The organism is Pedobacter chinensis, from assembly GCF_003339865.1.
Taxonomy (GTDB): domain Bacteria; phylum Bacteroidota; class Bacteroidia; order Sphingobacteriales; family Sphingobacteriaceae; genus Pedobacter; species Pedobacter chinensis.
Genome location: NZ_QPKV01000003.1, coordinates 949,331 through 963,984, shown reverse-complemented (window position 1 = coordinate 963,984; position 14,654 = coordinate 949,331). Strand labels below are relative to the sequence as shown.

The 14,654-nt window shown below is 37.8% G+C and carries 7 protein-coding genes; 2 read left to right on the top strand and 5 right to left on the bottom strand.

The window, feature by feature from the left end:
• Nucleotides 1–1,151: 1,151 nt before the first annotated feature.
• Complete coding sequence (locus DU508_RS09425; protein ID WP_115402540.1) at nt 1,152–1,736, bottom strand: 50S ribosomal protein L25/general stress protein Ctc; 585 nt, start codon at nt 1,734–1,736, stop codon at nt 1,152–1,154.
• A gap of 590 nt (nt 1,737–2,326) precedes the next feature.
• Nucleotides 2,327–3,268 carry a ribose-phosphate pyrophosphokinase gene (locus DU508_RS09420; protein ID WP_115402539.1) on the bottom strand — a complete coding sequence of 314 codons (942 nt, stop codon included), beginning with the start codon at nt 3,266–3,268 and terminating at the stop codon, nt 2,327–2,329.
• Between the two features lie 368 nt (nt 3,269–3,636).
• On the opposite strand from DU508_RS09420, the gene DU508_RS09410 reads away from it, so the two are divergent.
• Nucleotides 3,637–6,663, top strand: a complete 3,027-nt coding sequence (locus DU508_RS09410) for a glycosyltransferase family 117 protein (RefSeq protein ID WP_115402538.1) — start codon at nt 3,637–3,639, stop codon at nt 6,661–6,663.
• A 227-nt stretch (nt 6,664–6,890) separates the two neighbouring features.
• Nucleotides 6,891–9,932 carry a DUF2723 domain-containing protein gene (locus DU508_RS09405; RefSeq protein ID WP_115402537.1) on the top strand — a complete coding sequence of 1,014 codons (3,042 nt, stop codon included), beginning with the start codon at nt 6,891–6,893 and terminating at the stop codon, nt 9,930–9,932.
• Nucleotides 9,933–10,816: 884 nt separating this feature from the next.
• Here the strand turns inward: DU508_RS09405 and DU508_RS09400 are convergent.
• From DU508_RS09400 to DU508_RS09390, 3 genes are all read right to left on the bottom strand, one after another.
• Complete coding sequence (locus DU508_RS09400; protein WP_115402536.1) at nt 10,817–11,779, bottom strand: acetyl-CoA carboxylase carboxyltransferase subunit alpha; 963 nt, start codon at nt 11,777–11,779, stop codon at nt 10,817–10,819.
• 184 nt (nt 11,780–11,963) lie between these two features.
• Entirely contained in the window at nt 11,964–13,526 is a 1,563-nt protein-coding gene (locus tag DU508_RS09395) for a S10 family peptidase (RefSeq protein ID WP_115402748.1), read from the bottom strand.
• Nucleotides 13,527–13,950: 424 nt separating this feature from the next.
• Nucleotides 13,951–14,643, bottom strand: a complete 693-nt coding sequence (locus DU508_RS09390) for a DUF3823 domain-containing protein (RefSeq protein ID WP_115402535.1) — start codon at nt 14,641–14,643, stop codon at nt 13,951–13,953.
• Nucleotides 14,644–14,654 lie beyond the last annotated feature (11 nt).

Sequence of the window (14,654 nt, the reverse complement as noted above, 5' to 3'; positions counted from 1 at the left end):
CTGACCACGAAGCAGCTACAAGACCTTTAAATCAATACTTAAACTTGTAAATCAAGTTCAGCGTGACGTGGTAGTTATACAAATTGCCTAAAACACCACACATGAACGGTCGCCATCCTGAATTTTTCATTTGTTTTTAAGTTTTTATTGGTATTCAAGAGGGCTGCGCCGTTTGTTTCAGGACCTGAATGTCATGAACGCCTAGCAGGAAAGATGCTGACCACGAAGCAGCTACAAGACCTTTAAATCAATACTTAAACTTGTAAATCAAGTTTAGCATGACGTGGTGGTTAGGTACGACGCCTAAAACACAACACATGAACGGTCGCCATCCTGAATTTATTTCAGGACCTGAATGGCATTAACACCTAACAGGAAAGATGCTGAAACGAGTTCAGCAGAACGTGGTGGTTAGGTACAACGCCTAAAAAACCACACATGAACGGTCGTCATCCTGAATTTTTCATTTGTTTTTAAGTTTTTATTGGTATTCAAGAGGGCTGCGCCGTTTGTTTCAGGACCTTAATAGCATGAACACTTAACATGAAAGATGCTGACCACGAAGTAGCTACAAGACCTTTAAATCAATACTTACACTTGTAAATCAAGTTCGGCATGACGTTGGTGGCTAGGTATGATGCTTAAAAAACCATACATGAACGGTCGTCATCCTGAATTTTTCATTTGTTTTTAAGTTTTTATTGGTATTCAAGAGGGCTGCGCCGTTTGTTTCAGGACCTGAATGGCATTAACACCTATCAGGAAAGATGCTGATCACGATTAGCTACAAGACCTTTAAATCAATACTTACACTTGTAAATCAAGTTCGGCATGACGTTGGTGGCTAGGTATGATGCTTAAAAAACCATACATGAACGGTCGTCATCCTGAATTTTTCATTTGTTTTTAAGTTTTTATTGGTATTCAAGAGGGCTGCGCCGTTTGTTTCAGGACCTGAATGGCATGAACACCTAACAGGAAAGATGCTGATCACGTAGCTGCAAGACCTTTAATTAATACTTACACTTGTAAAACGAGTTCAGCAGAACGCGGCGGTTAGGCATCACACCAACGTTTTAAACAGAAAAAGCGACACAAAATCTCTTTTGTATCGCTTTAATCTTGTAATCAAGAAATCCTAAGAATCTTAATTATTTTTTACCTTTAGCAGCTTCAGTTTCCGCTTGTTTTAATGCTCTAGACATTGCAACAGAAACGATAGTATCTTCAGGAGTGTTAGTGATCACATAATCCTGACCTTTAAGATCGCGAACACGGAATAAACTACCTACTTCTAATTTCTCTAAGCTTACTTCAACGTTTTGTGGCATGTTAGCTGGTAAAGCTTTAACGCGAAGTTTACGTAATTTCTGAATTAATTTACCCCCCATTTTAACACCTGGAGAAGTTCCTGTTAATTTAACCGGAATTTCCATTACGATTTCTTTCTCATCGAACAACTGAAGAAAATCGATGTGCATTAACACGTCAGTAAGTGGGTGGAATTGAGTGTCTTTTACGATAGCTTTAGTTTTAGTACCGTTAACATCAATCTCCACAAAGTTTACTTCCGGGGTATAAATAACATCTCTTAAATCAGCAATAACTACAGCTAAGTGTTGTTGCTCTTTTCCACCATACAATACCGCCGGAACCTTACCTTCGTAACGAAGTTCCTTGGCATCGCGTTTCCCTACGTTCTCTCTTGGAGAACCGCTAATTGCGATTGTTTTCATTTTATTTATATTTAATTATTAATATTAGGTTAACTGTTGAATTGTTTAACTGGTTAATTGAAACCAAACAACTTCCACAATCTTCCTTTTTATCTTTAAGTTGGTTATTCAGATTGTTAACTGGTTAATTGAGCCAAACAACTTCCACAATCTTCCTTTTTATCTTTAAGTTGGTTATTCAGATTGTTAACTGGTTAATTGAGCCAAACAACTTCCACAATCTTCCTTTTTATCTTTAAGCTAGTTATTTAAATTGTTTAACTGGTTATTTGAACCAAACAATTTCCATAATCTTCCTTTTTATCTTTAAGTTGGTTATTCAAATTGTTAACTGGTTATTTGAACCAAACAATTTCCATAATCTTCCTTTTTATCTTTAAGTTAGTTATTCAGATTGTTAACTGGTTAATTGAACCAAACAACTTCCACAATCTTCCTTTTTATCTTTAAGCTAGTTATTCAAATTGTTTAACTGGTTATTTGAACCATAATTCTATAACTATCTATTCTTCATTACTCAATAATCGTTGAGAATCACCAACAATTAACCGATTTACCAGTTCAAACAGTTAACCAATTAACAACCCAGATTACACTTTAAAAAGATCACTAATTGAGCCATGTTCATTTACATTAGCAATTGCTCTTGCAAATAAACTTGCTGTGCTTAGCACTCTAATTTTTTCACTTTCCGTTCTTAATGGAATAGTATCAGTAACAATCAATTCTGTCAATACTGAGTTTTCAACCGTTTCAACAGCTTTTCCTGATAATACAGCATGAGTACAAACTGCTCTCACACTTGCAGCACCATTTTCCATAATTAAAGCCGCAGCTTTCGATAAGGTTCCTGCGGTATCGCAAATATCATCAATCAATACTACATCCTGGCCAGTAACATCACCAATAATCGACATTGATTCAATTTCATTGGCACGTTTACGGCGTTTATCGCAGATGATTACCTCAGCATTGAAAAACTTTGCAAAAGTACGGGCCCTGTATGAACCACCCATATCCGGCGATGCAATAGTTAAATTCGGCAGGTTTAAACTTTTGATATAAGGAACAAAAATTACCGATCCATCCAAATGATCTACCGGAATATCAAAGAAACCTTGTATCTGTGCTGCGTGCAAATCCATCGTCATGATGCGGTGAATACCTGCAGATTTTAACAAATTAGCCACCAACTTGGCTCCGATTGCTACACGTGGCTTATCCTTTCTATCCTGACGGGCTAAACCATAATAAGGAACTACTGCAGTAATATAATGTGCAGATGCTCTTTTAGCAGCATCAACCATTAGCAAAAGTTCCATCAAATTATCGCTGGGCTGATAAGTGGATTGGATTAAAAAAACATCGCAGCCGCGTATCGATTCATCAAAAGAAGGTTGAAATTCACCATCACTGAATTTGTGAATGGTTACATCACCAAGTGGCTTGCCGTAATGTTCAGCAATTTTAAGTGATAATCCTCTTGAACCTGTGCCGGAAAATAATTTTACCGGGTTAAACTGCAATGGCATGATCCGTGTAGTTTACGGTTAAAAAAAATCGGATCATGTCATTTTATAAACACGATCCGACATTAAATTTTAGTTGTCCGACCTGGATTCGAACCAAGACAAACGGTACCAAAAACCGTTGTACTACCCTTATACTATCGGACAAAAGCTTCTCGAGGATATATCCCCGAAAGGGAATGCAAATGTAGGAACCTTATTTTAATTATGCAAGAGTGATTTAAAATATTTTTAATTTCTTTCTTGCTGTTCCTTCTTGCGTTGCAAAGATAAAAAAATCATCATATCGGATGCAACATTTTATTTTTTTATACGACTTTTTTAAGTGCGAACCACTTAAATCATTTATTATCAAAGACTAAAATTTTACTATGAATTATTCAAAGATTAACACCATTGCAGGCTGGCTATGCTTTTTTGTCGCCGCACTTACTTACATCCTGACCTTAGATCAATCTGTAAGTTTTTGGGATTGTGGTGAATTTATCGCCTCCGCTTTTCGGATGCAGGTTGTTCATCAACCCGGTGCTCCTATTGTTTCCATGATTCAAAAGGTATTTTCTACGCTGGCTTTGGATAATAAAACCATGATCGCATACTTCATGAATATTTCTTCTGCATTTGCAAGTGCCGGAACCATTCTTTTTTTATTCTGGACAATTACTGCGTTGGCAAAAAAAACCATCATTAAAAAAGGAGAGGAAATAACCGGTTCAAAAACAATCAGTATCATCGGCGCGGGTTTGGTTGGTTCCCTTGCTTATGCATTCTCAGATAGTTTTTGGTTTTCGGCTGTTGAAGCAGAAGTTTACGCCATGTCATCGCTTTGCACAGCAGTGGTTTTTTGGGGAATTTTAAAGTGGGAATCTCAAGCAAATGAGCCAAAAGCAGACAGATGGCTACTTTTTGTTGCCTATATTATGGGGCTTTCCGTAGGCGTCCATCTTTTAAACTTATTGGCCATCCCGGCTTTAATCTTTGTTTATTATTTCAAAAAAAATCCAAATCCCAATTGGAAAGGTATCTTAAAAGTTTTTATCCTATCGGTTTTTGCGCTGGCCATTGTTCAGTTTGGAATTATCCAGTACATGATTTCTTTTGCTGCAAGTTTCGATTATTTCTTCGTAAACACGTTAGGTTTAGCCTTTGGGACAGGTATTTTGTTTTATGCAGTGTTGGTTATCGGTGGGTTGGTTTATGGAATCCAATATTCTATCCGCAAACACAAGCGGGCTTTAAACCTGATCATGCTATTTACTGTTTTACTCATTTTTGGTTATAGTTCTTTTGCGCTGCTGATTATAAGGGCCCATGCTAAACCAAATTTAAATAATACCAATCCTGAAAATGCCTTCAACTTTTTAAGTTATGTGAACAGATCTCAGTATGGCGACCGGCCTTTACTTTATGGAGAAAACTATAACTCTGAAAAGATCGACATTAAAGAAACTGGTCAGCTTTACAGAAAAGGCGCTCAGAAATATGAGTCTGCCGGAACAAAATCAGAATATGTTTTTGCAGATAAAACCTTAGCACCAAGAATGTACAGCGACAAACCTGAGCATGTTAGATTTTACAAAAATTACATGGGTTTTGATGATGAGCACAAACCCAGCTTAAAGGATAATTTGACTTATATGCTCTCTTTTCAAATTGGCCAGATGTATATGCGTTATTTCATGTGGAATTTTGTAGGGCGGCAAGACAATGAAGATGGGCAGCATGGCGGTCGTAATGGTGCATGGCTAAGCGGCATTAAACCCATTGATGCTTTAAGATTAGGCAATCAGACGAATCTACCTCCATCTATCAAAGAAAACAAGGCCTATAACCGGTTTTTCTTTCTGCCGTTAATCATAGGCTTGATTGGTGCAATCTGGCATTTCAAAAGAAATCAAAAAGACGCCGGAATTATTGGGTTGCTTTTTGTTTTTACCGGAGTTGCTATTGTGGTTTATCTCAATTCGGTACCGGTTGAACCACGGGAAAGAGATTATGCTTATGTAGGCTCGTTCTATGCTTTTGCCATTTGGATTGGCTTAGGCATTTTTGGATTAAAAGATTGGATTTTTAATAAACTTTCCCCAACTAAGGCAAGCATTTTCGCATCGGTTATTGCGCTCTTTGCTGCACCAATCCTGATGGTTTATCAAGGATGGGATGACCATGATCGCTCTGACAGTCATGTAGCGCATGATATGGCTGTAAATTATTTAAAATCATGTGCCCCAAACGCCATTCTTTTTACTTACGGCGACAATGATACTTATCCGGTTTGGTATGCGCAAGAAGTGGAAAACGTTCGCCCGGATGTCAGGGTGGTAAACCTGAGCTTGTTCACCGCCGATTGGTATATTGATGGCATGAAGAGAAAACAAAATCAATCTGAACCTTTGCCTTTGACCATGAAACCGGAACAATATGTTGCCGGCACCAGAGATGTGATGTATTATCAGGATTATAAAATTGCACAACACATTGAGTTGAAAGAAGTTTTAGATGTTCTCCTCTCAGATCATGATGAGGATAAAGCGACCATGAGCGATGGATCTAAATACAACATTTTGCCAACAAGAAACTTAAAACTGACAGTAAACCCTAAACAGGTTTTAGATACCGGAACGGTGCCAAAAGAAGATGCCGGCAAAATTGCAGACAGCATGGAATGGACTTACAAAGGAAACTATATCACCAAAGGTACATTAGCCTTGTTTGATATTTTAACCCATAATAATTGGGAGCGACCTATTTATTTTACAAGTGCAATGCCAGATGAACAATACATCGGCCTTGATAAATATTTATATATAGAAGGGCTGAATAAAAGATTGCTTCCACTGAAACCAGAAAACACCACTTCCGATGGTCAGGAATTGATCAATCCAAAACCGATGTTCAACAATTTAATAAATGTTTATGGATATGGTAATATCAAAAATGCAAAACATCTTGATAGGCAATCGGCAGATGATGTAACCTATTTTTCCAATATGTTTAGTGGATTATTGGCCGAATTAATAAATGAAGGAAGAATTAACGAAGGTAAAGAAGTGGTTAACAAATATTTCCAGGTAATTCCTGATCAGTTTTATACCATGCGCCAGGTACTAAGCACATTTTATTTTACCGAAAGCCTTTACCGGATAAATGATTTGAACCGGGCAAATACAATGATCAAAAAATCTGCAGATCACATCAATAAAGAACTGACTTACTTAGCTGATGTTTCAGAAAGTAAAAATTACCTGGTATCAGAACAAAATGTCCGTGTTTACATGACTTATCTCGCTCAAATGATAAAATTAACTGAAACCTTTAAGCAGCATGAATTAAGTAAAAAGTTAGAAAATCAATACAATGAGCTGATTGGCAGATTTACTCCGCTTGCAACAAGCTAAGCTCAAAATGCTTTAAAATTAACCCATAAGCAGTTTTCTAAATTCTGTTTATGGGTTTTTAATTTCCCATCAGATTAAAAATGCATTAAAATACTTTGCTTCAATAGCCCAAAGCCGTTAAATTTTGTTAAATCAATCCAAAAATTTACCTATTTTATCGACTAGAATAGTTAATTTCGGCAGCATTTTCATGCGAAAACATTTTTTTAATATCATTAAACAAACCAATGAATTATTCAAAAGTCAATAATACAGGAGGCTGGATCTGCTTTTTAATTGCCACAATAACTTACGTTTTAACCCTTGAGCCATCAGCTAGTTTTTGGGATTGCGGAGAATTTATTGCCTCAGCATTCAGGATGCAGGTTGTTCACCAACCAGGTGCACCATTATTTTTAATGATTCAACGTTTCTTCTCTGTTTTTGCAGCCGGAGATTTGACAAAAATTGCCTACTGGATGAATATAGGTTCTGCCGTTTCCAGCGGGGCTACAATTTTATTCTTATTCTGGACCATAACAGCATTGGCAAAAAAGACTATTCTTAAAGCTGGAGACGAGCTTACAACAGGAAAATTAATCAGCATTATGGGCGCAGGAGCAGTTGGTGCTTTAGCTTATACCTTTTCTGATAGTTTCTGGTTTTCAGCCGTAGAATCTGAGGTATATGCACAGTCATCATTATTCACTGCCATAGTATTTTGGGCAATATTGAAATGGGAAGCCCATGCCGATGAGCCAAGAGCAGACCGTTGGTTATTATTTATAGCCTATATTATGGGTTTATCAATCGGTATCCATTTGTTAAACTTGTTAACCATTCCGGCAATTGCTTTTATTTATTATTTCAAAAGAACCGGCAAAGCCACCAGTTCGGGCATTTTTAAAACCTTAATTGTAGGTATTTTAATCCTTGCAGTTATTCAGTATGGAATTATCCAGTACCTGGTTTCATTTGGAGCATATTTCGATTTATTCTTTGTTAATACCTTAGGTTTAGGATTTGGAACCGGGGTGCTTTTCTTCGCTATTTTGTTAATTTCAGCATTGGTTTGGGGCATCCGGTATTCTATCAAACATCAAAAGAAACTTTTAAACCTGGGTTTGATTTCTACAGTACTGATTATTTTCGGTTACGCCTCCTTCTCTATGATTATCATTAGAGCAAAGGCTGATCCTAATTTAAATAACAGTGCGCCAAAAGATGCATTCTCATTTTTGAGTTACCTGAACCGTGAGCAATATGGTGATAGGCCATTGGGTTACGGCCCTAATTACAACTCACAACGTGTGGGCATTAAAGAGGGCGGAAAAACCATCTGGAGAAAGGGAACAGATAAATATGAGGTTGCAGGTAAGAAAACCGATTACGAATACAATAACAATACATTATTGCCGCGTATGTACAGCGATGACCCGAGACATGCTGCTTTTTACAAAGAATGGATGCGCTTGGATGATGCCAAAGTACCTAATCTGGTAGATAATGTTGGTTTCTTGTTCAGCTATCAAATCGGATACATGTACATGCGTTATTTCATGTGGAATTTCGCTGGTCGCCAAAACGATGAACAAGGACAAGGAAGCGGGCATGAAGGCACCTGGATTAGCGGCATTAAACCTATTGATGCATTATTGAGGGGAAATCAAACCAATTTACCTCCATCTACCATTGAAAGCAATGCCTACAACCGTTTCTTCTTTTTGCCTTTAATAATGGGTATCATCGGTGCATTGTGGCATTTCAAACGTAATCAGAAAGATGCTGGCGTAGTGGCTTTATTGTTCTTTTTCACAGGTATTGCCATTGTTTTATACCTGAATCAAAAACCACTGGAACCACGCGAACGTGATTACGCCTATGTCGGGTCATTTTATGCGTTCTCCATTTGGATCGGACTTGGGGCGCTTGCCATTAAGGAGTGGCTGTTTAAAAAACTTTCGCCTACTAATGGTGCCATCGCCGCAACCATAATTGGTTTATTAGCCGCACCCGTGATTATGGCGCAACAGGGTTGGGATGATCATGATCGTTCTAGTAAGATGGTTGCCCATGATATTGCGCTTGATTATTTAGAATCTTGTGCTCCCAATGCCATATTATTTACCTATGGCGATAATGATACCTACCCTTTATGGTACATTCAGGAGGTTGAAAATGTTCGTCCGGATATCAGAATTGTAAACTTAAGTTTATTTGATACGGATTGGTACATTAATGGTTTAAGGCAAAAACAAAACGAATCGGCTCCATTGCCGATTTCGATGAAACCTGAACAATATGTGCAAGGTGAACGTGATGTAATGCCTTATGATGATTACAAAATTGCTGGCAATGTGGAACTTAAAAACATTGTTGATCTTTTACTATCAAACGATGAAAGTGATAAAGTAGCAATGCAGGATGGAACTAAATCTAATTTCCTGCCTACTAAAAACTTTAAAATCACTGTTGATCCGCAACAAGTGATCAGTACTGGAACTGTTCCTGCAGCTGATGCAGCAAAGATTATTCCTGAATTGACATGGACTTTCAATAAAGGTTATGTAACTAAAGGCACTTTAGCCATGTTCGATATCCTGGCACACAACAATTGGAAACGTCCAATCTATTTCGCTTCAACAGTTCCGTCCGAACAATATAATGGTCTGGATAAATATTTATATAGTGAAGGTTTGGCATTGCGTTTATTACCGCTAAAACCAGATACCACCACATCTGAAGATAGGGCTGAACAATTAAACACTCCGGTTTTATATAACAATGTGATGAATAAATTTAAATGGGGAAACATGAAAACCGCTACCTATTTAGATCCACAATCATCGGATGATACATTTATCTTTACTAACCTCTTCAGTAACCTTGCAGGAAGTCTGATTAAAGAAGGCAAAATGGCTGAAGCTAAAAAGGTTGTAGATAAATATTATGCTGTTATGCCTCAAAAGTTTTATGGCATCCGCACGGTTGTGGTAAAATTCTATATGGCAGAAAACTTATATAAGCTTGGCGAAACGGCTAAAGCCAATGAGATTTTAACTCAATCAGCTGATTACATTAATAAGGAGTTGACTTATCTGGCTGATTTGTCAGAAACAAAAGGCTTAACAGGTTCGCAGAGCGTTCAAACTGGGTTGTATTATTTAGATAGAATGATCAGAACCGCCAAAGCCAACGGCCAGGATAAAGTAAGTACACCATTAGAGAAAATATTCACAGGTTTGGAGGCCAGATTCTCTGTTTATTATTCTCAACAAACTCCACAATAACGGGAGTTTAATTAAATGAAAAACGCAGCTGTATTAATTTGCAGCTGCGTTTTTTATTTAAATTTGCACCACATGCATATATGCGCCACGCTTAAAAAAACATAGATGAACGATCGTCATCCTGAATTTTTCATTTGTTTTTAAGTTTTTATTGGTATTCAAGAGGGCTGCGCCGTTTGTTTCAGGACCTTAATGGGCATTGAACACATAGCAGGAAAGATGCTGACCACGAAGTAGCTACAAGACCTTTTAAAATTAATATTTATACTTGTAAAACAAGTTTAGCATGACGTGGTGGTTAGGCCAGGCGCTTAAAAACCATACACGAACGGTCGTCATCCTGAACTTGTTTCAGGACCTTAATGGACATGAACACCTGGCATAAAAGATGCTGACCACGAAGTAGCTACAAGACCTTTTAAAATTAATATTTACACTTGTAAAACGAGTTCAGCAGGACGTGGTGGTTAGGCCAGGCGCTTAAAAACCATACACGAACGGCCGTCATCCTGAATTTTTCATTTGTTTTTAAGTTTTTATTGGTATTCAAGAGGGCTGCGCCGTTTGTTTCAGGACCTTAATAGCAGCAACACATAGCAGGAATGATGCTGAAATAAATTTACTTCGTAGCTTTCCGCTTCGCTACGGTCAGCATGACGTGGTGGTTAGGCCAGGCGATTAAACACACCACACATGAACGGTCGTCATCCTGAACTTGTTTCAGTACCTTAATAGCAGGAACGCATCGCAGGAAAGATGCTGAAACAAGTTTAGCATGACGTGGTGGTTAGGCCAGGCGCTTAAAAACCATACACGAACGGTCGTCACAAAAAAAAATCCTGCTCAACTTTGTCGAACAGGATTCAAATTTATTTAGTTAATGATTATTCGTTAACAACGCCCATCTCACAGAATTTTTCAATTCTTTGCTCAATCATTTTATCGGTTTTTAACTTACCTAAAGCAGCTAAATCTTTAACAATATATTCTTTTAGGGTTTTACCCATTAATTCCGGATCTTGATGTGCTCCACCAAGTGGTTCAGGAATAATTCCATCGATTAACTTGTTGCCGAACATATCATCAGAAGTTAGTTTTAAGCATTCGGCTGCTTTCTCTTTGAAATCCCAACTTCTCCAGAGAATTGAGGAACAAGATTCAGGAGAAATTACAGAATACCAGGTATGTTCAAGCATATAAACTTTATCACCAATACCAATCCCCAAAGCTCCGCCTGAAGCACCTTCACCCACAACGATGCAAATAATCGGCACCCGAAGCACTGACATTTCTAATAAATTTCTGGCAATCGCCTCACCCTGGCCACGTTCTTCTGCTTCTAAACCCGGGTAAGCACCCATGGTATCAATAAAAGATACCACTGGTTTATTGAATTTTTCGGCCAGGCGCATTAAACGTAAAGCTTTGCGATACCCCTCAGGATTCGCCATACCGAAATTACGGTATTGACGTTCTTTGGTGTTTTTACCTTTTTGATGACCAATAACCATCACGGTTTGGCCGTTTATTGTTGCAAAACCTCCAATAATTGCCTTATCATCTTTAACGGTTCGGTCGCCATGCAACTCAATAAAATCATCACATATCATGCTGATGTAATCGAGTGTTTGCGGGCGATCGGGATGACGGCTCATTTGAACCTTATTCCAGCCAGTTAAGTTTTTATATAAGTTATTAGTGGTTTCATCTAATTTGCCATCAAGCTCGTCTAACGTGGCAGACATATCTACCTTGGTTTTTTCGGCAACTTGCTTAACCTTTTCTATTTGCTGAACTAAATCGGCAATAGGTTTTTCAAAATCGAATGATGTTTTTATTTGCTGCATAATTGAACCACAAAAATAAGTAATTATTTTTAGTTTGCAGGCAACACTTTTATTTACTTTAAAAGCAGAATAAAGTTTGGGTTTCTCTTAAACTGAGTAGTTAGCAGTTTAACTCAAACATTTTGCATCCAATTTTTAAATCTGCTTATTAATCTTACCATCCTTAAATCCTAAAAAATCCTGGCTAGAATTTAGCCGCCTCTCCTGCTTTTGGCAACGCTTTTTTTATAAACTCGCGGATATGATTATTGGCCGTTTTAAGATCATCTTTACGCAAATACATCATGTGTCCGCTGCGGTAGCCTTCCCAGCTCATCCGATCCTGCAATTTACCAGCGGCATCTAACTGCCACATACTATACTTTGCATTAAAATAATCGCATGCACCATCATAATAACCAGATTGCACCAATAAATGCAAGTATGGGTTTTGTGCCATGGCCTGACGAAGATTGTCGCCTGTCTGGTCGCCACTTCTATCCCAGGGATGAACAGGACCGAACATATTATATTTCAAATCTGTTTTATAATTCAGCTCATTTCGGATATACATGTTAATGGCCGGCGTAAATGAATGCAGCCATGAAGTTAATTCAGCATTATAATCAGGACTGGCACCAGCACCCATTTTATCAATACCGCGATAACGCGAATCCAACCTTCCAACAGTAAAACCACCTTTATCCCTCATTAACTCTTTCCAAAAGAAATTTGTTGGAATGTTTAAGTTATAATCTAAAATTACCTTTTCTGACAAGCCAGAGTAACGGGCCATTTTAGCGGCAATGGTTTTCTTTTTATCGGCACTAAGCATTCCGCCTTGCGAAATTGCGGGAATAAGCTCATTGATGGTGAAATTTTCAATCTCAGGAAGCATTGCTGTTAAATCTTTCGATTGTAAATCCTGAGGTAAAAGTTTGTGGTACCAAGCAGTAGCTGCAAAATATGGCAGTCGCAATGCAGCATCTACCGGTCCACCGCGTTCAATACCAAGCTCGGTTGGAGAAACCAAAACCACTCCGTTTAAGTACATCCACTGGTTGTTTTGAAGTTCCAAAGCCAGGCCAGAAACACGCGTTGTTCCGTAACTTTCGCCTATTAAAAACTTTGGAGATGCCCATCTGTTATTTCTTGTTACAAAAGTATTGATCCACTCGGCTAAATATTTAATATCGGCACGAACACCAAAAAACTTATTGGTCGGAACATCTTTGCTTACTGCACGGGAATACCCTGTATTAACCGGATCGACGTAAACAATATCGGCCACATCTAAAATCGAATATGGATTTTCTTTATAACCATAAGGTTGTACAGGATAACCTTCATCATCAATATTTAACACCACCGGACCTGTATAGGCAATGTGCATCCAAACAGATGCAGAACCGGGGCCACCGTTAAAAGAAATCACCAAAGGCCTTTTATCGCGATTGGAAACATCACTCCTTTCATAATAAGTATAAAATAAACCCGCAATAGGCTTTCCTTCTTCATCCCAAACCGGCAGCGTACCTGTTGTTGCTTTATATGGAATAGCTTTACCATCAATATTTACCGAGTGATTGGTTATCACACTGCTCTCAACTTTTATTGTTCGTTCATTCGTGGTGGTTTTTGGCTCATCTTTAACGGTTACCTGCGTGGTTGTAACGGTTTGTTTTGATTGGTTTTTTCCTGGTGCCTGTTGTGCTTGAGACAAAATGCTTGACAGCATTAATGTGCTGAGTATAAGTTTGAATTTCATTGTTTTGGTTTGGTTCATAAATATCAAACTAAACTGCCGTTAATCAAAAATCACATTATAAATGTTACCAACCTGAACTCAATTAATATTAAAACAAAATCTTTTTTTATACTTGGTTGTCTGCCACGTTATGCTCCAAAGAAGTTTCCATGCAGCTGAATTTTTAATAAGATCAAGAGGATTTGTGTTATTTATCAGTAGTTGTTATGTTTTCAATGGTTTGACTGCCGCCTAATTGTCTCATCTTAATAACAGGAAAGATCTTGATCGTGATTTTCATAGGGAATGGGTAACAACGGGCTACATTAAATCTATTAATTTGAAATTATAATAGATTATTAACTCAGGTCACTAATAAAAAACCCAGCACCGCAAAATGCAATGCCGGGTACAACGGGACTACAACAACATGTTTTTTTATCCTTTAATTATTAGTTGTTACCTCAAAAACAGGTGCATAATTGAAATAATTACCATTGTTATTGGTTCTTGCAGCACCTCTTACATAGTAACTGGTATTAGGTTTTAACCCTGTAAGCACAAATGTGTAGGTATTTGCAACAATACTTGCATTTGTAACTGATTCTGTATTTTGAGATTCTCTTCTGGCATAATTATTATAATCTACGCTGTTAGTAATACCCGCTACAGCAGCAACCAGGGCTATTTTCTGTGTACTACTTAAAGCACTTTGGGTTAATTTCACATTAACAGTAATACTGGTAGATGTTTTAGACACCAATGTGGTAGTAACCGTTAAATAGGGAACAACTTTTATATCCTGCGTAGTTTGCCCATTCACGGTAACCTGAATTGCATCCTGATAAATAAACGGCCCTGTAGCTACTATCCTGTAATTACCTGCAAAAATATTTCTATTTGCATAACTCCCATCACTATTCATGGTCGAATTAATCGGTGTAGGATTAGGATAAGTTGTTTCATATAGTTGTATCAATCCGCCGTTTAAAGTTTGTTGCGGAACTTTTGCACCCGTAGCAGCATCTATTATATTTCCTGAGATACTGGCATCCGGAGCTGGATAATTATCTTTTTTACAGCTTGCAAAGCCCACTATTGCAAGTAGTGCTATTATTTTTATATCATGTATTTTCATATCTTATGTTT

Excerpts from the sequence above, each read along its gene's own strand:
- DU508_RS09425 (WP_115402540.1), bottom strand. The coding sequence starts at position 1,736 with ATGAAAACAATCGCAATTAGCGGTTCTCCAAGAGAGAACGTAGGGAAA.
- DU508_RS09420 (WP_115402539.1), bottom strand. The coding sequence starts at position 3,268 with ATGCCATTGCAGTTTAACCCGGTAAAATTATTTTCCGGCACAGGTTCA.
- DU508_RS09410 (WP_115402538.1), top strand. The coding sequence starts at position 3,637 with ATGAATTATTCAAAGATTAACACCATTGCAGGCTGGCTATGCTTTTTT.
- DU508_RS09405 (WP_115402537.1), top strand. The coding sequence starts at position 6,891 with ATGAATTATTCAAAAGTCAATAATACAGGAGGCTGGATCTGCTTTTTA.
- DU508_RS09400 (WP_115402536.1), bottom strand. The coding sequence starts at position 11,779 with ATGCAGCAAATAAAAACATCATTCGATTTTGAAAAACCTATTGCCGAT.
- DU508_RS09395 (WP_115402748.1), bottom strand. The coding sequence starts at position 13,526 with ATGAAATTCAAACTTATACTCAGCACATTAATGCTGTCAAGCATTTTG.
- DU508_RS09390 (WP_115402535.1), bottom strand. The coding sequence starts at position 14,643 with ATGAAAATACATGATATAAAAATAATAGCACTACTTGCAATAGTGGGC.